General features: G+C 33.9%; 26 protein-coding genes. 17 read left to right on the forward strand and 9 right to left on the reverse strand.

Annotated features, from left to right (window positions below):
* Window positions 1-16: 16 nt before the first annotated feature.
* The 5 genes from QLS71_RS00110 to QLS71_RS00130 all read right to left on the reverse strand — a co-directional run bounded on the left by QLS71_RS00110 (window position 17) and on the right by QLS71_RS00130 (window position 5174).
* Complete coding sequence (locus QLS71_RS00110) at window positions 17-2338, reverse strand: TonB-dependent receptor (protein ID WP_308992497.1); 2322 nt, start codon at window positions 2336-2338, stop codon at window positions 17-19.
* Window positions 2339-2991: 653 nt separating this feature from the next.
* Window positions 2992-3378 (reverse strand): MerC domain-containing protein, encoded by a 387-nt coding sequence (locus tag QLS71_RS00115; RefSeq protein WP_308992496.1) that lies wholly within the window; start codon window positions 3376-3378, stop codon window positions 2992-2994.
* Window positions 3379-3390: 12 nt separating this feature from the next.
* Entirely contained in the window at window positions 3391-4017 is a 627-nt protein-coding gene (locus QLS71_RS00120) for a class I SAM-dependent methyltransferase (RefSeq protein ID WP_308992495.1), read from the reverse strand.
* A complete protein-coding gene (locus tag QLS71_RS00125; RefSeq protein ID WP_308992494.1) occupies window positions 3993-4253 on the reverse strand; it encodes a hypothetical protein in 261 nt (86 codons plus the stop codon). Before QLS71_RS00125 ends, QLS71_RS00120 begins: the two co-directional genes overlap by 25 nt.
* Window positions 4254-4265: 12 nt before the next feature.
* The gene (locus tag QLS71_RS00130) at window positions 4266-5174 is read right to left on the reverse strand and encodes an NAD(P)/FAD-dependent oxidoreductase (RefSeq protein WP_308992493.1); all 909 of its coding nucleotides are present in this window, start codon (window positions 5172-5174) and stop codon (window positions 4266-4268) included.
* 208 nt (window positions 5175-5382) lie between these two features.
* Between QLS71_RS00130 and QLS71_RS00135 the strand changes: the two genes are divergently transcribed.
* Window positions 5383-5757 carry a transcriptional repressor gene (locus QLS71_RS00135; RefSeq protein WP_308992492.1) on the forward strand — a complete coding sequence of 125 codons (375 nt, stop codon included), beginning with the start codon at window positions 5383-5385 and terminating at the stop codon, window positions 5755-5757.
* A 435-nt stretch (window positions 5758-6192) separates the two neighbouring features.
* Here QLS71_RS00135 and QLS71_RS00140 read toward each other — a convergent pair whose 3' ends face one another.
* The 4 genes from QLS71_RS00140 to QLS71_RS00155 all read right to left on the reverse strand — a co-directional run bounded on the left by QLS71_RS00140 (window position 6193) and on the right by QLS71_RS00155 (window position 10474).
* Window positions 6193-7107, reverse strand: a complete 915-nt coding sequence (locus QLS71_RS00140) for a helix-turn-helix transcriptional regulator (RefSeq protein ID WP_308992491.1) — start codon at window positions 7105-7107, stop codon at window positions 6193-6195.
* A 17-nt stretch (window positions 7108-7124) separates the two neighbouring features.
* Window positions 7125-7910, reverse strand: coding sequence for an SDR family oxidoreductase (locus QLS71_RS00145; protein WP_308992490.1), 786 nt, complete (start codon window positions 7908-7910; stop codon window positions 7125-7127).
* Between the two features lie 36 nt (window positions 7911-7946).
* On the reverse strand, window positions 7947-8843 hold the full coding sequence (locus QLS71_RS00150) for an NAD(P)H-binding protein (RefSeq protein WP_308992489.1): 897 nt from the start codon (window positions 8841-8843) through the stop codon (window positions 7947-7949).
* Between the two features lie 653 nt (window positions 8844-9496).
* A complete protein-coding gene (locus QLS71_RS00155) occupies window positions 9497-10474 on the reverse strand; it encodes a helix-turn-helix domain-containing protein (protein WP_308992488.1) in 978 nt (325 codons plus the stop codon).
* 125 nt (window positions 10475-10599) lie between these two features.
* Between QLS71_RS00155 and QLS71_RS00160 the strand changes: the two genes are divergently transcribed.
* The 16 genes from QLS71_RS00160 (at window position 10600) to QLS71_RS00235 (ending at window position 18383) form a co-directional block, all read left to right on the forward strand.
* A complete protein-coding gene (locus QLS71_RS00160; RefSeq protein ID WP_308992487.1) occupies window positions 10600-11037 on the forward strand; it encodes a VOC family protein in 438 nt (145 codons plus the stop codon).
* A 5-nt stretch (window positions 11038-11042) separates the two neighbouring features.
* Window positions 11043-11492: an SRPBCC family protein gene (locus QLS71_RS00165; protein WP_308992486.1), complete on the forward strand. Its 450-nt coding sequence runs from the start codon at window positions 11043-11045 to the stop codon at window positions 11490-11492.
* 19 nt (window positions 11493-11511) lie between these two features.
* The gene (locus QLS71_RS00170) at window positions 11512-11925 is read left to right on the forward strand and encodes a VOC family protein (RefSeq protein WP_308992485.1); all 414 of its coding nucleotides are present in this window, start codon (window positions 11512-11514) and stop codon (window positions 11923-11925) included.
* A gap of 19 nt (window positions 11926-11944) precedes the next feature.
* Window positions 11945-12313, forward strand: a complete 369-nt coding sequence (locus QLS71_RS00175; protein ID WP_308992484.1) for a DoxX family protein — start codon at window positions 11945-11947, stop codon at window positions 12311-12313.
* A gap of 1 nt (window position 12314) precedes the next feature.
* The gene (locus tag QLS71_RS00180) at window positions 12315-12536 is read left to right on the forward strand and encodes a DUF4287 domain-containing protein (protein ID WP_308992483.1); all 222 of its coding nucleotides are present in this window, start codon (window positions 12315-12317) and stop codon (window positions 12534-12536) included.
* A gap of 214 nt (window positions 12537-12750) precedes the next feature.
* Entirely contained in the window at window positions 12751-13077 is a 327-nt protein-coding gene (locus QLS71_RS00185) for a metalloregulator ArsR/SmtB family transcription factor (RefSeq protein WP_308992482.1), read from the forward strand.
* Window positions 13078-13095: 18 nt separating this feature from the next.
* Window positions 13096-14061, forward strand: coding sequence for an SRPBCC domain-containing protein (locus QLS71_RS00190; protein ID WP_308992481.1), 966 nt, complete (start codon window positions 13096-13098; stop codon window positions 14059-14061).
* A gap of 13 nt (window positions 14062-14074) precedes the next feature.
* Window positions 14075-14464 carry a DoxX family protein gene (locus QLS71_RS00195; protein WP_308992480.1) on the forward strand — a complete coding sequence of 130 codons (390 nt, stop codon included), beginning with the start codon at window positions 14075-14077 and terminating at the stop codon, window positions 14462-14464.
* A 29-nt stretch (window positions 14465-14493) separates the two neighbouring features.
* Window positions 14494-14955 (forward strand): VOC family protein, encoded by a 462-nt coding sequence (locus tag QLS71_RS00200; protein WP_308992479.1) that lies wholly within the window; start codon window positions 14494-14496, stop codon window positions 14953-14955.
* A gap of 3 nt (window positions 14956-14958) precedes the next feature.
* On the forward strand, window positions 14959-15447 hold the full coding sequence (locus QLS71_RS00205; RefSeq protein ID WP_308992478.1) for an SRPBCC domain-containing protein: 489 nt from the start codon (window positions 14959-14961) through the stop codon (window positions 15445-15447).
* 38 nt (window positions 15448-15485) lie between these two features.
* A complete protein-coding gene (locus tag QLS71_RS00210) occupies window positions 15486-15950 on the forward strand; it encodes an SRPBCC domain-containing protein (RefSeq protein WP_308992477.1) in 465 nt (154 codons plus the stop codon).
* A gap of 6 nt (window positions 15951-15956) precedes the next feature.
* A complete protein-coding gene (locus tag QLS71_RS00215) occupies window positions 15957-16343 on the forward strand; it encodes a DoxX family protein (RefSeq protein WP_308992476.1) in 387 nt (128 codons plus the stop codon).
* A gap of 6 nt (window positions 16344-16349) precedes the next feature.
* On the forward strand, window positions 16350-16931 hold the full coding sequence (locus QLS71_RS00220) for a YdeI family protein (RefSeq protein ID WP_308992475.1): 582 nt from the start codon (window positions 16350-16352) through the stop codon (window positions 16929-16931).
* Between the two features lie 11 nt (window positions 16932-16942).
* The gene (locus QLS71_RS00225; RefSeq protein WP_308992474.1) at window positions 16943-17431 is read left to right on the forward strand and encodes an SRPBCC family protein; all 489 of its coding nucleotides are present in this window, start codon (window positions 16943-16945) and stop codon (window positions 17429-17431) included.
* Between the two features lie 2 nt (window positions 17432-17433).
* Entirely contained in the window at window positions 17434-17817 is a 384-nt protein-coding gene (locus QLS71_RS00230; RefSeq protein WP_308992473.1) for a nuclear transport factor 2 family protein, read from the forward strand.
* 11 nt (window positions 17818-17828) lie between these two features.
* The gene (locus tag QLS71_RS00235; RefSeq protein ID WP_308992472.1) at window positions 17829-18383 is read left to right on the forward strand and encodes a dihydrofolate reductase family protein; all 555 of its coding nucleotides are present in this window, start codon (window positions 17829-17831) and stop codon (window positions 18381-18383) included.
* Window positions 18384-18386 lie beyond the last annotated feature (3 nt).

Consider the following 18386-nt stretch of genomic DNA (forward strand, 5'->3'; position numbering starts at 1 on the left):
TTATTAATTATTTATGTTAAAAAGGTATTGTTAATGATATGGATAGATTTCTACCAGCTTCAGGAACATCTATCAACCTGTAAAAACTGGTATGGTCAAAATATTTGGTATTGAATACATTGTTGAGTTTTATACGTATTGCTACGGGCATATCATTTTTAAAAACATTCATTTCTGTTAAAAGTGACATGTTCAGCATTTGATAGCCCTCCGTTTTTTCTTCCGGAGGCACAATTTCATCTTGAGTTGCTGTCACCCTAAAGTCTGTTATCAGTTGTGTATTTTTTAAAAAGAATATATCGTTAAACTGATAACTGGCAGAAAACAAGCCTGATAATGGCGGAGAAAAAGGAAGCGTAAAGTCTTTTTTGGCACCACTGGTTTGTCTTGAAAAAACGTATTCTGCAGAAGCATCCAACTGTAGGCTTTTGGATATAGTAGTGCTCGCTCTTATTTCCCCTCCAATCCTAAAGACCTTGCTTTGGGTGTACTCATAAATTTGTAGGGTTTCGTAATAATTAGAAGTTGGATTTAAATAGATATAATTTTCAAAAAAGTTTATAAAAGGACTAACACCAACCGAAAATTGTTTTGTAGTATGGTCAATATCAATATCCAATTGATAGGACTCTTCTGGATTTAAATCGAGATTTCCTTTCTCATATCTATACATATGATAGTTTACTCCGTCGGAAGCCAACTCATTAGGCAATGGCATTCTAAAACTTTTACCTACGTTTAGTTTAAAAGTGCTATTATTTAAAATGTAACTAAAACCTGCTGAAGCACTAATATTCCCAAAATCCAACGTTTTATTTTGGGCTCTTTGCAAATGCACAAACGATGTGGAACCATTACTGTTATTTATGGTAGAAGGATACCAATCGAAATGGGATTTAGTATTCATAAGTCCATAGTCATAACGAATACCTGCCAAAACATGAAAGTTAGGATGAATCTCAAATTGGTCATAAACAAATGTTCCCATACTAAAACGGTTATACTCTGGAATTAAAAATCCCCATCCGCCTATGTTATTGTTTTGAAATTCTATATTGATACCTGCCACAACATCATGCTGGTTAATTGGTTTAAATACATCTCTCATATTTAATGCATAGGTATTTTTTTTGAATATTCGTTCTTTACTATCTGAGGGTTTAGGCATATAGCCATGGGGTACAGGTTCGGAATGTTCTCCTCTATGGTTGTTTTGAAAACCCAAATCAAAATGAAATGTATGCTTGCCCTTTGATATAGAAGTATTGTTGGTAATTTTAAAATGATTTACTTTATGAAAAGGAAGGTCAATATCTCTATTGGAATGATCATAATCTATATTTGAAGTTCGAACTTCTAAGCCATGGGCATTGGCAAAAAAACCGTTTTTAGCATTTACATTGCTAAAAAATGTTTCTGATGTAATGTTATCTGAAACATAACCGAGACTAAAGCTAGCATTGGCTTCTTTTCCTGCTGTATTCCTTAAATTATTATCGTATAATTCAAAAATGTAGTTTTCATAATTAATGTTTTTAGTAGGTACTTTATAGTCCCCATAATCTCTGTAGGTTAATCGACCTCGATAAAACCATTTTTCTTTCCTTGCTTGAACACCCGCAGAAATGCCCAATAAATTATTATTACTTTCTCCTAGAAAATTTACTTCGCCTTCAAAAGAATTTTGGATTGGTATTTTATTAGGTTGTATATCCAAGACACCTGCAATGGCATCTGATCCATAAACCAAAGATGCAGGACCTTTAATAATTTTTATGTTTTCAATACCATATTGGTCTATTTCTAAACCATGGTCATTGCCCCATTGCTGTGCTTCGTGTTTTATACCGTTTTGAACAACAGCAACTCTGTTAAATCCTAAACCCCTAATAACGGGCTTAGATTGCCCCGAACCAATATTTATGGTACTTATGCCAGGGATTTTACTCAGGGTTTGCATAAGGCTGTTTTCTCTATTCTTGTCAAGAAACTCTTTAGAAACTGTCTGTGAAACTATAGGTGATTCCTTCGCTGTTCTTTGTTTCGATTTACCATGTACTTCAACTTCGTTAAGTGCTGTAGAGGATTCATTTAACAACACCTCTACCGTTTCCATTTTTGGTTGTACTAGAACAGTAATTTTTTTCGATGCATAACCTATATGGGATATAGTAAAGCTGTAAGAGCCTTCCACCAAGTTTTTTATGGTAAATGCACCTGTTTCTAATGAAATTGAAAATAAACCTTTGCCAGTAATATGGGCTCCCTCTATAGGCTGTAAGGTGTTAGCATTTCTCACAAACCCTTTTATCTGAAAAGAATCTTGAGCAAACGCCATAGAGCATAGGCTAAGATATAGCCATACACTCAGTATTTTATAAAGCATAATTGAAATACTATAAAATTTGAATAATTGTCCCAAAAAAAAGACCAAAACAAAATCTATACATAAATTTATAGGAGAATAGACTTAACAACTAGTTTGTCTTATCAACATAAAGACTAACAAATAACTGTGTTTATTCATGAACAGAAAACATAATGGTATTAAACCGTTTAAAACGACTTAAATAACCTAAACATTAAAAACTGTTCAAATTCCTAAATAAAATGTACAAGTAAAAATTATAGTAAAAATGGAGGGGGACGGGAAAAGAGCTGATCTGTAGCAATAATGCTTGAGATAATAAAATTGTAATTTCTAGTGATCTCTCTATGAACAATTGGTTCAGTATTTTCAATTGTGAAATCCTGTGAATCAGGAGTAAGTGCCGGAGTTAAGTTATTTGTTATGGCATGGTCACAAATAGTACAATGAACTGTGTGGTCTTTGTCATTTGTATGAGACAACACATGAAGCCCTGCCATTTTCATTGAAACGAAAAGGACAAGAAGTAGATAAGTGATGCTATTTTTTAAACGACCATTTTTCATCAAATACAAACTTAATAAAACAATTCAAATGTTATGTTAATATAATCCAAATAAAAGTTAATGGTTATGATTACCTCTAACTTGTACTAATTTCCAGTTTAAATAATGGGCTAGAGCCACTATGAAAGCACCTATCACTGTATTGATAATTTCCCATAATTCGGTTAAGTTAAGTCTGCCCACTGCAATAAATGCAAATGCCAATGTAGCATATAATAAAGGTTTTATTTGGTGGTGTACTTTTTTGTAACTCGGCAAAAGGGATGTGAGAACAAAGACAAGACCAAAACTTATAAATGTCCATTCTATATACGGGTTCTCTAAAAAATGTAAACTACTCAAGGAGGAAAAAGAAAGCACTACGGGTATGGCTGCACAATGGACGGCGCAAATTAGTGAGCTTGAGAAAGCAATGAGGTCAATAGTATTGTTTTTAATTTTCATCTTATTAATAACTTAGTTTGTTTTTTTACATTTTATCAAATAAAACGGTTGATTTTCGTTGATTTCAATGATCTCAAAAAGGCCTACTTTGCTAAATTCGTTTTGTATAGATGTTTTGTCGTAATAAAATAGTTTCGCTCCCTCATGAAACTCATAGCGGTCTGTACCAATATGTTTCCCTTTTCCGAAATTTGGTGCTTCTTTTGTTATAGTTGTAAAAATCATATACCCGTTTTCGGTTAGTTGGTTATAGCTGTCTAGGATTAGTTTTTTCCTTTGGTTTTTATCCAATAAGTGAATTAAAGCATGGCAATAAAGGCCTTCGTATTTCCTGGAATCAAAAGGCATATCGGTCACGGAACCGTGGTATATAGTCATATTTGTTTCATAATGCTTTCTTGCCAATTCAATAGCGGTTTTGGAAATTTCTATACCCGTCACCTCAAATCCATTGTCTATGAAAGGTCCTGCGTTCCGTCCATAACCAATACCAGGAACAAGAATGTTTTTTATACTTTTTTCAAGGAAAAAGTCTTTTGCCAACAGAGCGGATTGGGCAGGTTTTAATCCCCACATTTCGTGTTTTTCCTTAAAGTTTGATTCCCAAAATTCTGTCATATCTCTTTCTGTTTCCTGCATACTTTATCTTCTAGAATATCACATTCAAAGCCAAGGGTATTGACTTCTTTTATAAAATTTTCTACCAGAATCGTATTACCTTCAGCCCTTAGTATGCTATGGTCACAAGGGTAATTGATGATTGTTCGTTCTATATCAAAGCTAATGTTTAATTTAGGGAAGTTTTTTTTAAGCTTTTTTAAAACCGAAATTCCTTTGTTTTGATTGGGAATGTTTGTTGTGAATACTTCAATCATTGTAAATTTTGCTTAAAATTGTTCACTAGATAATTCTTTATTAACCATAGCACCTGCAATATTTCCAGTTGCTACCGCATAAGCTACCGAACGCATAGGACTGGAATTATCTCCACAAGCGTAAATGCCATCAACGGTGGTTTGCTGAAAAAAATCTACTTTAATATGGCCTTGCTCAGTCAATTCGCAGCCTAGGTTAATTGGGATTGCGGTATGCTGTTCAAATGGAATGGCTGCATAGGCTGTAAGGAAATTTTCTTTACTACCATCTTTAAAAAGTATTTTTCGGATATGACCCTTTTCATGTTCTATTTCCGTTATTTCCTTTTCTATTACTTCAATATTGTTTTCTTTGAGTTTTTTTAATTGCGATTCTTCAAAATCCATGCTACCATTGGTCAAAATGGTCAAATCATCGGTAAGGTTATTGATTAAAGGAGCCATATGGAAAGCTCTTTCTCCATTGGCTATAAGAGCTGTTCTTACTGCTTTGTGTTCATAACCATGACAATAGGGGCAGTGAATTACAGATATTCCCCAGCATGCCGAAAACCCTTTAATGCTTGGCATTATATCCTTCACTCCGGTGGCAAGAATTATTTTTTTGACTGTAAATGTCTTGCCGTTTTCTGTTTTAATTTCAAAACCTAAAGATGTCTTTTGCGCATTTATGGCAAGGTCATTTAAAAAAGAAACGGTATTGTATTGTTCTACCTGCTGTTTGGCTATGGCGGAAATTTCTTTTGGTGTCTTGCCATCTTGCGTCAAGAAATTATGGGAATGTGGTGTTTGGATATTACAGGGTTTTCCACTATCGATTATTAGTACATTTCGTAAAGAGCGACCTAAAGCCATAGCTGCGGAAAGCCCCGCATAACTCCCGCCAATAATAATTACTTCAAAATTTTTATTTTTTTCCATAAAGTTAAATTTTGTAAACCCGATTCATGTGCTAGGGAAAGTAATGGACATAACAGCTAGACTTCCTTGCTTGATTACTTCTCTTCTAGTCATTAAAATTATTTTTAAATGCAAAAATGTCGCATTAGTATATTTCGCAAATATATTATTTTTTTATATTATTGCAATACTATCGCAATAATTTATTGCAAATAAATCGCATTAAGGAATGAAAAGGAGAAATACACCCACGAAAGAAGCTGTTCTAGCTGTTTTAGCTAACACGGGTAGAGCAATGAGCCAAGATTCAATTGAGCAGAAAATCGGCATTGATATAAATAGGGCTACCATCTATCGTGTTTTAAATCGATTTTGTGATGATGGGGTTTTACACAAGGTTGTTGCTGAAGATGGTAAACAGTATTTTGCCTTATGTATAAAATGTGATAAAAATAAAAAACCAATGTACCACTTCCATTTTAGGTGTACTAAATGTGAAACTATAGAATGCCTACCAATTGAAGTTAATTTTTCCCTTTCGGATAAATACTTGGTTGAAAGCGTAAATTGTGTTTTAACTGGAGTTTGTAAAGAATGTACGTGATTGAATTGTTTAATGATTGAGGAATTTTTTTTGTAAAAAAAATTAAGTATTCAATTTAATAGATTATCCTTTTAGCTCCTTATATAGAGATTCAACTTATCTTAATTAAATCTGAAATTAAATGTTCATAAAAAGTTGAAAGTTTTAACATATTGAGTTAAAATATTTAAGTCCTAAAATTAATTATCTTTTTTTTAAACAAATTCAAACAAAAGTTCATATCAAATAAGTTACCCATTCGGTTACCAAGAAGCAAATGGGCATGTAACTACTTGAATATTAAAAACATAATTTATGGTAGGTCTTCCTTCCACCCCTACTTTTTAATACATCAAATAGCATCAAAAACTTGATAATCGAATAATTATCAAGTTTTAAACTTTAAAACCCTTCTTTTAATTTGATTTAAAAAGCATCCTATTTTTTTATTAAGTTTCAGTTAAAGGACTGTCGAAATTCCAAAGGCGAAAAGTTGGTCTTTGTCTTAAATAGTCTATTAAATGATTGAGGATGTTCAAAACCCAACTCATAGGCAATTTCACTTACCGATAGTTCAGTAGTCGATAATTTTTCTTTAGCTTTTTCAATCAACTTTTCATGAATGTGTTGCTGAGTACTTTGCCCTGTCAAAGTTTTAAGTAGTCCGCTTAAATAATTAGGTGATACATTTAATGTTTCAGCTACATATTGAACAGTTGGCAGTCCTTTTGTTATTAAATCATCGTTATTAAAATAGGCTGCCAGTATTTCTTCCAAACGGTCGAGGATTTTATGATTGGTTATGTTTCGTGTTATAAACTGCCGCTGGTAAAACCGTTCTGCATAATTAAGTAAGGTTTCAATTTGGGAAATAATGATGTTTTGACTAAACTTATCGATGTTGGAATGATATTCTTGCCCGATATTTTCAATAATATGGTTTAGGATTATTTCTTCCTTTTCGGAAAGAAACAACGCTTCGTTTACCGAATAATCAAAAAACTCATACTGCTTAATTGTTTTTGCTAAAGCTGTATTCCATAAAAAATTGGGATGGATAAGCAAAATCCAACCGGAAGGTTGTGAATGTATTCCTGTTACCAAACTGGCCTGCAACACTTGTCTTGGTGCCAAAAAATACATAATACCTTCATCGAAGTCATATTCCTGCTGACCGTAACGCAATTTGCCAGGAAGCCCTCGTTTTACTGCAATGGAATAATAATCGGCAATTGTTGACTGTGCCGAATCATCTTTCGGGGCAGCAGCAACCTGAGCGTAATCCACCACACTAATTAGTGGATGCTCAGGAGGTGGCAACTGGTGCAGCTGATGAAATTCGCTTATTGTTTTAATCCTTAAAGGTTTCATATTGCTAAGTTAATAAATCACAAGGCTTGTCCGCCAGAAACCTCAATACGTTGTCCATTTATCCAATAAGACTCTGGGGTACACAAAAATGCAACGACTCCCCCAATGTCAGCAGGCAACCCTACCCGCCCCAAAGCAGTAAGACTGGCAATATGGGCATTGATTTCCTTATTATCACGCGTGCGGCCACCTCCAAAGTCTGTTTCGATAGCACCTGGAGCCACTACATTAGCCCGAATTTTTCTTGCGCCTAACTCTTTTGCCAAATAGCGAGTCAAAATTTCAACTGCAGCTTTCAACGAGCCATAAACTGAAGAACCGGGATAAATAATCCGAGTCAGTCCAGATGAAATATTAATAATGGCACCATTGTCGTTTATAAAAGGCAGTGCTTTTTGTATTAAAAAAAACACGCCTTTGTAGTGGATGTTCACGATGTCGTCTAATTGTGCTTCTGTGACCTCGGCAACTGGAGCATATAAACCTGTTCCGGCATTATTTATAATAAAATCAAAATTAGGACTTCCTGTTTGCAGTTGCAAATAGTCCGTTATTTGGCCGATGAAAGTGTCAAACGATTTTACCTTGCTTGTATCCAATTGAAAAGCAACTGCTTTTTGCCCCAAAGATTGAATTTCCGATACAACTTGGTTAGCTGCTTCTTGATTGCTATGGTAAGTTAGTATCACATCAATGCCTTTTTTAGCTAGGGCAATTGACATATTTTTCCCAAGTCCGCGACTTCCTCCTGTAATCAGTGCAATTTCTGTACGTACGGCTGGCGGTTTGTTTTTTGTTATCATGGTCATTTATTTCTATAATGCTTAAACAATTTTATTTCAACTTTGATGATAAACAGCTGCAAATTCCTTTACAAAATCGGTCATTTTCACGTTCCCAAACGTAGGTTGGTTCTGGAAATAATCTTCTAGTAATAATCCGCTATGAAGCCCGGCATACATTTCAACCAAACCAGATGCAATACGTGGATTCATTCCTGCTGCTACCAATCCGTTTTCCATTTGTTCGTTTGTAATTGTCAACCATTTTAATTTGGGCTTTCCAACTGCTTCCCCTAAAATTTGAGCTGTTTGGTTGCAGGTAAGCTCTTCACTGCAAACATAACGTGCTTTTCTACCCGAAGGCACCCCTAAAAGTTCTTCAGTAACTGCGTTTGCGATATCTTGGGGAGAAACCCAGGGAATAATGTCTTCATCTCCATAATTAGCTGCGATATAGCCCAACTCTTTTATCGTGTTAGCATAAGCATATAAATTGTAGTAGAAAGAGGTTGGCCGAATGTGTGTTATGCTTATCGTCAGAGGTAATTCATTTAGAATACTTTCAACATCATGAGCACCGAGTAAAATTCCATTCCCTTTTTCCATATGGGCACCAATACTACTAAGGTTAACCACATGTTTTACGCCTGCTTGTTTTATAGTTAGTGCATAGTTTTTACCCAATCTGCGATAGTATTCCAGTAGGTTAAGGTTATGATCAAAATAATTGTTTGGAGGAACCATACAATAAATCGCATCGGCACCTGCAAATGTTGCTGCAAGAAATTCAGGATTTTCTAAAGAACCGATAGCTGGCTTCGCTCCTATTGCTTCAATGTCTTTTTGTCTTTCGGTATTACTGCTAATAACAGTTACCAAATGTCCTTTTCGAACCAGTTCTTGCGTGAGTGGTTTACTGATGTTCCCTAAAGAACCTGTAATTACGATTTTCATCTGTTTCTAATTTTTTGTTTCTACAAATTTCAGCAGAAACCTAAAAACGGATGTAGCCAAATCTATGGTTGTTGTAGCCAAAAAGAAATAATCCCATTTTTTATAAGATCATCTTACCATTATTACTACTAACGGGCGTTTGCGCACAAACTGTATGGAACAGATAACGAGAACCATATTGGAAAAGTCAATCTTTTCGGGAAATTCTTTATAAAATGAACACTCAAACATTTTAAAAACAATGACGTGTTCTAGAAGCCTTTTTGGTCTGGATAATCCATGACAGTGCTCTAAACATAAGTTATAGATTTATAAACCTATCTTTCTTCTAATAATCAAATATTCTAAAATTACTGATTAAAAAATACGGTACACAGCAAAGGGTATAAAAATGGCTCGTTTTAGCGAGACCAATAAAGGAAATACTACTAAAAAGATAATTTTGAATGGTAAAACCTAAAAGTTGCTAAGCTATATAGAAGCGTAGTAGATACTTAATAGTTATAGCATGGTTATAGCATGGTTACAGCATCCTTATACTAAGCATATACTAATAAAAAGACATCGAATAAAGACCCCACAGAAGAAGTTACATGATGTATAATACTTACAAAAGTAAACAAAAGTTATTATTAATAAAGAATAAATATATTTTAAACCTCAGTCGTTGTTTTAGTAAACTGATTCCTATACTCAATGGGAGTAAGCCCTGTTATTTTTTTAAAAACATCTCTAAAAGCTTTAGTATCGGTATAACCTACTTCAAACATGACTTCTGAAATATTCTTTCTAGATGACTCGAAGAATTTTTTTGCAGCTTCAATTCTTACGCGTTGAATATATTCAATTGTTGTGTTATTGGTTGCCTGTTTAAATCTTCTCTCAAAAGTTCTACGCCCTACATGGATTAAATTTGATAGATCCTCAACAGTAATTTTATCTTCATAATTTTTTTCAATATAATCTTGTACTTTCTGTATTTCTGTGTCTGAATGGTTTCGTTGCCCTTTAAAAATAGCAAAAGAAGCTTGACTGGTTCTTCCAATATCCAAAGCAAAATATTTTGAAATCATAATGGCGGTTTCTTTATCTGAATATTTTTCAACCAAATATAAAATAAGATTCCAAAGACTGCTTGCACCTCCACTACTATATATATTCTCGAATTCTGTAATTATGGCACCGTCTTCTACTTCAATTTGGGGATATTTTTCTTTAAACTCAGTTATATGAGCCCAATGGGTTGAACACTTTTTACCATTAAGTAAGCCCGTTTCAGCTAATAAAAAAGCTCCAACACATAAACTCGCCAAACTTGCTCCATTTTTATATAAACTAGTAAAATAGGGTATGGCTTCGGCATTGGCAGTTATTCCTTTATTAATACCTCCAAAAGTTGGCGGAATAATTAATAAATCCGTTTTACGAACATCTTTTAGTAATCTATCCGTTTTAACGGTATACTCTCCGTTATTGGCAGGTACATACTGGTTTAAACCAACATATTCTACCTCAAACACTGGCTTTTTTCCAAAAGTAGTAAGAAACTCATTTGCTGTGTGAAATGTTCTAAACGGCGGCGTAATAGCTTCAATAACACCATATTCTGGCACAAATACTGAAATAAGCATAATTTAGTTTTACTTCAAATATACTAAAAACGATGTCACAATCCACCCCTAAGGTTGACGCTTTTACACAATTTATATTTTTCAAGTCTGTACCATCTTTGTCATATCAATTAATAATTTAAAATATGAGCAGAGTAGCTATTTATCTAAATTTTCAAGGCCATGCCGAAGAAGCCTTCAATTTTTACAAATCTATTTTTGGAACCGAATTTTCCATGCCCATAATGCGTATGAAAGATTTACCACCAGACCCTAACGGACCAAAACTATCAGATGAAGATTTAAACTGTGTGATGCACGTAGCATTACCCATTATTGGCGGAACCGAACTTATGGGAACCGATATGTTAGAATCAATGGGGCATAAACTAGTAATTGGTAACAATACAACTATTAGTCTGCAATTGGATTCAAAAGAAGAAGCGAACCAATTATATAATGCTTTATCCGAAGGAGGAACTGACAAAGCGCCTATGCGAGATGAGTTCTGGGGGTATTGGGGGTGCTGCCTAGATAAATTTGGTATCCGTTGGATGTTTAATGTAATAACCAATAAAAATTAATAAAAATGGAAAAGAACAAAGTAAACTTACACAGAGTTTTAACAGCATCACCCGAAAAAATATTTCAGGCTTTTACTGATCCCGATGCCATGGCAAGCTGGTTACCTCCTTTTGGGTTTGTGTGTAAAATACATCAATTTAATTTTAAAATAGGCGGTGTTTTCAAAATGAGTTTTACAAATTTCTCGACTGGAAATCGGCATGCGTTTGGAGGCGAATATTTGGAAATTATACCCCATAAATTATTAAAATATTCAGACAAATTTGATGATCCCAATTTACCAGGCCAAATAATTACCACTGTACAATTAACACCTGTTAGTTGTGGAACCGAATTGCATATAACACAAACTGGCATACCTGATATGATACCGTCTGAAATGTGTTATTTGGGCTGGCAAGATTCATTAGAAAAATTAAAAAAATTAGTAGAGCCAAATATTCCAGATGCCTAATTATTTATGCTGAGTAAAAATGATAAAAATAATCTCTTATCTTACTTTTAATGGAAACTGTAGAGAAGCCATGACATTTTATAAAGCGTGTTTGGGTGGCGAACTCAATTTTCAAACGATCGGAGAATCGCCACTTTCAGAAAAAATGCCAAAACGAATGAAAGATTGCATTCTACAGGCCACACTTTCAAAAAATGCGTTGCTACTTATGGCTTCTGATATGGTAGGCGAAAAAGGTTTGATAAAAGGTAACAGCGTTTCACTTTCATTATATTGTAGTAACGAAGAAGAAATAAAAAAATACTACACAAAACTTTCAGAAGATGGAACAGCAAACCATCCATTAGAAGTAAGTTTTTGGGGTGCTTTGTTTGGCGATCTTACCGATAAATATGGCAATCACTGGTTACTTCATTATGATAAAAATCAATAACAACTTAAATTTTACCAATATGAAAAAGACAAAAATTATATTTTGGACAACAACCAGTATCGTTTTTATAATGGAAGGATTAATTCCTGCATTTACATCACAGACAGAACTTGCAAAACAGGGAATACAGCATTTAGGCTATCCCGAATATTTTGGTAATGCTTTGGTTGTTTTCAAAGTGCTTGGAGCATTGACATTAATTATTCCGCAAGTACCAAAACGCATTAAGGAATGGGCTTATGCTGGTTTTGCTTTTAACTTTATTTTTGCGAGTATCAGTCATTTTGCCATAGACGGAATGGATTTTCAATCATTCTTTCCGCTTATATTTTTAGGAATTTTAATAGCTTCCTATTATTCATTCCACAAATTAAACAACGCAAAATAAAATGTCATTTCAAGCATATCTTGATACTATTCAAGAAAAAACAGGGAAAACACCATCCGACTTTAAGGAACTTGCCGAAAAAAGGGGATTTACACAAAACGGAAAAATACATGCAGGAGTAAAAGCTACTCAAATCACAGATTGGTTGAAACAGGAGTTTAAACTAGGACACGGACATGCAATGGCGATTTATGCGTTATTGAAAGGAAAAAAACCTGATTAAAGAATATTCTCCTACCACTACGTTACTGTGTAGGAAAATAAAGAGGGATTAAAAATTTTCTTTTCAAACAATTGTATATGATGCTTTTTAAAACGTCGCATTCGTACAATTTTAATTACCCTCTTATCCTTTATTTTGAAAATTATTAAATTTTATTTGCATAACTAAATGGTTATATATAATTTTATAACCGAACAGTTATATATAATGTATTATGAGAAGAGATGTATTTCAAGCCATTGCAGACCCCACGAGAAGAGAAATCATAGGACTTCTAGCAAACAACCCAATGAACCTTACAAGCGTAACGGAAAACTTTAACATAAGTCAACCTGCTATTTCAAAACACATGAAAATACTCATAGAATGTGGTTTAATTAGTGTTGAAAAACAAGGTAGAGAACGCTATTGTGAAGTTAAATTAGATTCCCTTAATGAAGTCGAAGAATGGTTAGCCCCTTTCAGAAAAATGTGGGAACAACGTTTTGATCAATTAGACCAACTCCTTATAAAAATGCAATCAAAATCAAAAAACGAATAGTAATTATTTATCATCAACATGAAAAACCTAACACACTTTACCAAAGATTTAGAAAACAAAAAACTTTACGTTACTCGTAAATTAAACGCTCCCATAGAGTTAGTTTGGAGCGCCTGGACAGAAGCTGAACTATTAGACCAATGGTGGGCACCAAAACCATACAAAACCATCACAAAATCCATGAATTTTAACGAAGGTGGTTTTTGGCTTTATTATATGTTAAGTCCTGAAGGCGATAAACATTGGTGTCGCGTAGATTATTTGAATATCGAAAAACAGACTCATTTTTCTGCAAAGGATGTTTTTTGTGATGAAAATGGTATTCCTAATGAAGAACTTCCAAAAATGCTCTGGAACAATCAGTTTAAATCTAATGAAGATGCCACGGAAGTGAAAATTGAAATTTCATTTGATAAGGTTGAGGATATTCAAAAAATGATTGAAATGGGCTTCAAAGAAGGGTTTACAGCTGCTCTTGAAAATCTAGATAATTACATTCAGCAAAAGTTCAAAATAAGAAACGAGTTAAAAACAAATAACACCCCAAGAGTAACAACTTATCTTAATTTCCCAGGAAATACAGAAGAGGCTTTCATTTTTTATAAGTCTGTTTTCAAAACGGAATTTAGTGGTAAAGGCATTCAGCGATTTGGAGATATTCCTGCTGAATCGGGACACCCTCCAGTTTCAGAATCCATTAAAAAAATGGTTTTACATGTTGAGTTACCCATTCTTGGAGGGCATGTACTTATGGCAACTGATGCTCCAAAAGAAATGGGCTTTACTTTAAACCAAGGAAACAATATGCACATTTGCCTTGAACCCGATTCTAGAGAAGAAACGCAACGATTATTTGATGCCCTTTCAAAAGGCGGTACTATAACCATGCCTTTAGAGGACATGTTTTTTGGTTCGTTTTTTGGCGAATGCTCAGATAAGTATGGCATCAATTGGATGTTTAATTTTAAAAACACTAACAACTAAAAACAACATTAAAATGGAAACAAGCAAAAAACCATCAAAAACAATCTTATGGACATCGTATGTTTTACAAGGAATTATTGTTTTAATGTTCTTAATGGGAGCCATCATGAACCTATTACAAACTGAAGAAGCTGTAACGGGCGCAACCGCCATGGGCTATCCAGAATCGTCTGTTCTGTATTTAGGCATTGTATTACTTTTTGGTACACTATTATATGCCTACTCTAAAACAGTCATCATTGGCGCAATCATTTTAACAGGTTGGCTTGGTGGTGCAGTGGCAACACACGTTATCCACAAAGATCCGATATTCAATCTTGTTTTTCCAGTGATTTTTGGAATCATTGTTTGGCTGAGTATTTGGTTGCGAAATGAAAAGCTAAAAGCATTACTATCCAATTAAAAGTTATAATAAAACTTAAAAAATAATCAATGGCAAAAAATAGATTACTACGAATGGATAATGTTAGCATTGTAGTAGAATCCCTCGATAATGCTATTTCATTTTTCTCAGAGATTGGATTAACCCTCGAAGGTAGAGGAAAAATAGAAGGTGAATGGGCTGGTCAAGTTACTGGACTTGATGCTCAACAGGTAGAAATAGCTATGATGATCACACCTGATGGTCATAGTCGAATAGAGCTTTCGAAATTCATTACGCCTCCCATTGTATCAGATCATCGAACTGCCCCAGTGAATTCTCTAGGTTATTTACGTGTTATGTTTACCGTTGAGGATATTGACGACATGGTAGCCAGACTCATTAAACAAGGTGCTCAACTCGTTGGAGAAGTGGTTCAGTATGAGAACTCTTATCGTCTCTGTTACATTCGAGGAACAGAGGGAATTCTTATTGGACTAGCAGAAGAAATTGGTAAAAATAAAAATTTGTAAATCATGTCAAAAACCACCATAACAGCAGAACCCAACAAACAAGAACTTTTTATAACCAGAGAGTTTAATGCACCAAGAGAATTGGTATTCAAGGCATTTACCACGCCTGAAACACTATTGCAATTTTATGCGCCTTTTGGAATAAAAATGAAATTCAATTATGCTAATTTCCAAAATAGTGGTTCCTATAGTTGGACACATTTTGACGGAGCAGATAAAATATATTGTACTTTCAAAGGGGTGATACACGAAATTGTTGCACCTGAAAGAATGATTCAAACTGTTGAAATGGAAAACCAGCCAAAAGGCGGACAAGTGTGTTTGGAAATTTTCACTTTTGAGGAATTAAGCAACAGCAAAACAAAACTTATTGTACAAAATGTATTTCGTTCGATTGAGGATCGAGATGAAATGGTGCAAAGCGGATTTGAAAGTGGGGTGGTTGCTATTTTTGAGCAATTAGACACACTGATTAAAGAAAATAAGATTTAAACAGATAAGTCTCTATTCTTTATAAGATAAAAGAAATCATGGCAAACAAAACCATCATAAAAGTAGAACCCAACAAACAAGAGGTTTTTATTGAAAGAGAATTTGATAGCCCTGTTGAATTCCTTTTTAAAGCTCACGTAGAACCAAAATTGGTAGCACAATGGATGGGTACCAATGTGATAAAACTAGAAAACAAAAAACACGGAAGTTATCATTACGAAACCACCGACCCTCATGGGAATAAACATGGTTTTCATGGCACCTTTCATGAAATACTTCCAAATAAAAGAATTATTAGAACTTTTAAAATGGAAAACACTTCTTTTCCTACTCAACTAGAATTTTTTGAATTTGAAAAACGAGGTAAAACAAAAAGCAAATTAACCATGCAACTGCTATATAAATCGGTAGCAGACAGAGATAACATGTTGAAATTACCTTTTGAATTTGGTCTTAATATGGCTCATAACAAATTACAAGAAGTCTTAAATCATTTAAAATAATCAACAATGAATAAAAGAAACAAAATCATTTATTGGATTGCAACCCTTTGGTTAGCCTTAGGAATGACATCCACAGGAATTGTACAATTAATTAAGATGGAAGAAGAAGTAAACATGATGGAACATTTAGGATACCCTATTTATTTTTTAAGCCTTTTAGGAGTTTGGAAAATTTTAGGTGTCATAGCTATTTTAATTCCTAAAATGCCTTTGTTAAAAGAATGGGCCTATGCAGGTTTCTTTTTTGCAATGTCCGGAGCCATCTACTCGCATATAGTTCTTGGTGATGATGTGGTGGCACTTTTTGGCCCTCTTTTATTAATCGTTTTAACAATGACTTCTTGGTATTTTAGACCAGAGAATAGAAAATTAATTTCAAAAAATAAAAGATAATTAAGCATGAATTCAAAAGTAGATGCCTTTTTAGATAAAGCCAAGAAATGGCAAACAGAAATGAAACTGTTGAGGGAAATTGTTCTGGATTGTAATTTAACCGAAAATTATAAATGGATGCATCCTTGTTATACTTATCAAGGAAAGAACGTTGTGTTGATTCATGGGTTTAAAGAGTATTGCGCACTCCTATTTCATAAAGGCGTTTTATTACAAGACACTAACGGTCTTTTAATTCAACAAACAAAAAACGTACAAGCAGCTCGTCAAATTCGATTTACTAATTTACAACAAATCATAGCTTTAGAATCAACCATTAAAACTTATATTTTTGAAGCTATTGAAATAGAAAAATCGGGTATGGAAGTTCCTTTCAAAAAAACCAAAGAATTTAATATGCCTGAAGAATTTCAAACCGTACTAGAGAACAATTCTGAAGTAAAAAAAGCCTTTGAAGCTTTAACCTCTGGGAGACAAAGAGGGTATTTACTCTACTTCTCACAAGCGAAGCAATCTAAAACCCGAATTTCTAGAATTGAAAAATGCATTCCACAAATTATTGAATGTAAAGGACTAAACGATAAATAACAAATCAAATTATGTCAAACAAAACTATAATATCTGCCGAGCCCAATAAACAAGAACTTTTTATAATTAGAGAGTTTGATGCACCTCGAGAATTAGTCTACAAAGCGTTTACCGAACGTGAATTGATTACACAATGGTTGAGTCCCTGTACCTTAAAAATGTCAATTGATACATATGAAAATAAATCACACGGAGCATGGCGGTTTATCCATACTGATGAAGCTGGAAATGAATATGCCTTTAATGGTACCATTCACGAAGTATGTCCACCCGAAAGAATCGTCCGAACGTTTGAGTTTGAAGGGTTGCCCATGAAAGGTGAAGTTTCTTTAGAGTTTGCCACTTTTGAAGCATTGCCAAATAACAGAAGTAAATTAACAGTTCAAGCTATTTATAAATCCGTAGCCAGTAGAGATGGCCATGTTAATTCAGGGATGGAACATGGTGTGGTCGATTCGCACCATGCATTAGATGAACTTTTAGCAACTTTAAAGAAATAGGCATGACTAAAATAAATATCCAAGCAGATTGCAACAATGCTCCCAAAAAAGAATTTTTAAAAGATTTTAATATTGCTTTTGCTTCAGCCGATACCGATTTTTTATTAAACCATGTAGATGAGAACATTCAATGGACTATTTACGGGGATAAAAAAATTGAAGGAAAAAAACATTTTGAAAAAGCGATACTTGAAATGAAAAACTATGTGGCAGACGAAATGAATATATTTACCATTATCACCCATGGAGTAGAAGCTGCCGTAAATGGAAGCATGAAAATAAAAGATAGCATCTATAATTTTTGTGATATTTATCAGTTCAAAAGTCTGGGAGTAAAACCATTACAAAAATGTATTCTTATGTTATCAAAGAAAATTAGACCTTAAAACAAAGAGATATGGCTACACTAAAAGCTTTTACGTTTATAACCTTAAATGGATTCTATAAAAATGCGGACAACGACATCAGTTGGCACCAACACGGAAAAGAAGAAACTAAATACTCAGAAGAAAACTTAAAATCTGAAAACATTTTGCTTCTTGGAAGGCATACGTATCAAATGATGGAAAGTTTTTGGACATCGCAAATGGCTTATGATAATTTTCCTGAGGTAGCAAAGGGCATGGACCATTCTAAAAAAATAGTTGTTTCAGCTTCATTAGAAAAAGTAAATTGGAATAACACATCAGTAATGAATGGAAATCTGATTGATGAGATAAAAGAATTGAAGAAAACATCAAAGCATAACATCACCATTTTAGGAAGCGGTTCGCTTATAACCCAATTAACCAATGTGGGTTTGATAGACACCTACGAAATCATGCTAGATCCCATCGCTATAGGACAGGGCACGAGTATTTTCAATGGTATTTTAGCCTCATTACACTTGAAATTAATAGCATGTAAAACACTAAAAAGTGGAACAGTATTACTTAACTATATTAAACTTTAAATC

Source organism: Mariniflexile litorale (assembly GCF_031128465.2).
Classification (GTDB): domain Bacteria; phylum Bacteroidota; class Bacteroidia; order Flavobacteriales; family Flavobacteriaceae; genus Mariniflexile; species Mariniflexile litorale.

Coding starts and splice junctions, on each gene's coding strand:
- QLS71_RS00165 (WP_308992486.1), top strand. CDS start 11,043: ATGGAAAAGAACAAAGTAAACTTACACAGAGTTTTAACAGCATCACCC.
- QLS71_RS00230 (WP_308992473.1), top strand. CDS start 17,434: ATGACTAAAATAAATATCCAAGCAGATTGCAACAATGCTCCCAAAAAA.
- QLS71_RS00205 (WP_308992478.1), top strand. CDS start 14,959: ATGTCAAAAACCACCATAACAGCAGAACCCAACAAACAAGAACTTTTT.
- QLS71_RS00175 (WP_308992484.1), top strand. CDS start 11,945: ATGAAAAAGACAAAAATTATATTTTGGACAACAACCAGTATCGTTTTT.
- QLS71_RS00215 (WP_308992476.1), top strand. CDS start 15,957: ATGAATAAAAGAAACAAAATCATTTATTGGATTGCAACCCTTTGGTTA.
- QLS71_RS00210 (WP_308992477.1), top strand. CDS start 15,486: ATGGCAAACAAAACCATCATAAAAGTAGAACCCAACAAACAAGAGGTT.
- QLS71_RS00145 (WP_308992490.1), bottom strand. CDS start 7,910: ATGATAACAAAAAACAAACCGCCAGCCGTACGTACAGAAATTGCACTG.
- QLS71_RS00235 (WP_308992472.1), top strand. CDS start 17,829: ATGGCTACACTAAAAGCTTTTACGTTTATAACCTTAAATGGATTCTAT.
- QLS71_RS00220 (WP_308992475.1), top strand. CDS start 16,350: ATGAATTCAAAAGTAGATGCCTTTTTAGATAAAGCCAAGAAATGGCAA.
- QLS71_RS00170 (WP_308992485.1), top strand. CDS start 11,512: ATGATAAAAATAATCTCTTATCTTACTTTTAATGGAAACTGTAGAGAA.
- QLS71_RS00180 (WP_308992483.1), top strand. CDS start 12,315: ATGTCATTTCAAGCATATCTTGATACTATTCAAGAAAAAACAGGGAAA.
- QLS71_RS00185 (WP_308992482.1), top strand. CDS start 12,751: ATGAGAAGAGATGTATTTCAAGCCATTGCAGACCCCACGAGAAGAGAA.
- QLS71_RS00140 (WP_308992491.1), bottom strand. CDS start 7,107: ATGAAACCTTTAAGGATTAAAACAATAAGCGAATTTCATCAGCTGCAC.
- QLS71_RS00110 (WP_308992497.1), bottom strand. CDS start 2,338: ATGGCGTTTGCTCAAGATTCTTTTCAGATAAAAGGGTTTGTGAGAAAT.
- QLS71_RS00150 (WP_308992489.1), bottom strand. CDS start 8,843: ATGAAAATCGTAATTACAGGTTCTTTAGGGAACATCAGTAAACCACTC.
- QLS71_RS00120 (WP_308992495.1), bottom strand. CDS start 4,017: ATGCAGGAAACAGAAAGAGATATGACAGAATTTTGGGAATCAAACTTT.
- QLS71_RS00195 (WP_308992480.1), top strand. CDS start 14,075: ATGGAAACAAGCAAAAAACCATCAAAAACAATCTTATGGACATCGTAT.
- QLS71_RS00155 (WP_308992488.1), bottom strand. CDS start 10,474: ATGCTTATTTCAGTATTTGTGCCAGAATATGGTGTTATTGAAGCTATT.
- QLS71_RS00160 (WP_308992487.1), top strand. CDS start 10,600: ATGAGCAGAGTAGCTATTTATCTAAATTTTCAAGGCCATGCCGAAGAA.
- QLS71_RS00190 (WP_308992481.1), top strand. CDS start 13,096: ATGAAAAACCTAACACACTTTACCAAAGATTTAGAAAACAAAAAACTT.
- QLS71_RS00225 (WP_308992474.1), top strand. CDS start 16,943: ATGTCAAACAAAACTATAATATCTGCCGAGCCCAATAAACAAGAACTT.
- QLS71_RS00125 (WP_308992494.1), bottom strand. CDS start 4,253: ATGATTGAAGTATTCACAACAAACATTCCCAATCAAAACAAAGGAATT.
- QLS71_RS00135 (WP_308992492.1), top strand. CDS start 5,383: ATGAAAAGGAGAAATACACCCACGAAAGAAGCTGTTCTAGCTGTTTTA.
- QLS71_RS00115 (WP_308992496.1), bottom strand. CDS start 3,378: ATGAAAATTAAAAACAATACTATTGACCTCATTGCTTTCTCAAGCTCA.
- QLS71_RS00130 (WP_308992493.1), bottom strand. CDS start 5,174: ATGGAAAAAAATAAAAATTTTGAAGTAATTATTATTGGCGGGAGTTAT.
- QLS71_RS00200 (WP_308992479.1), top strand. CDS start 14,494: ATGGCAAAAAATAGATTACTACGAATGGATAATGTTAGCATTGTAGTA.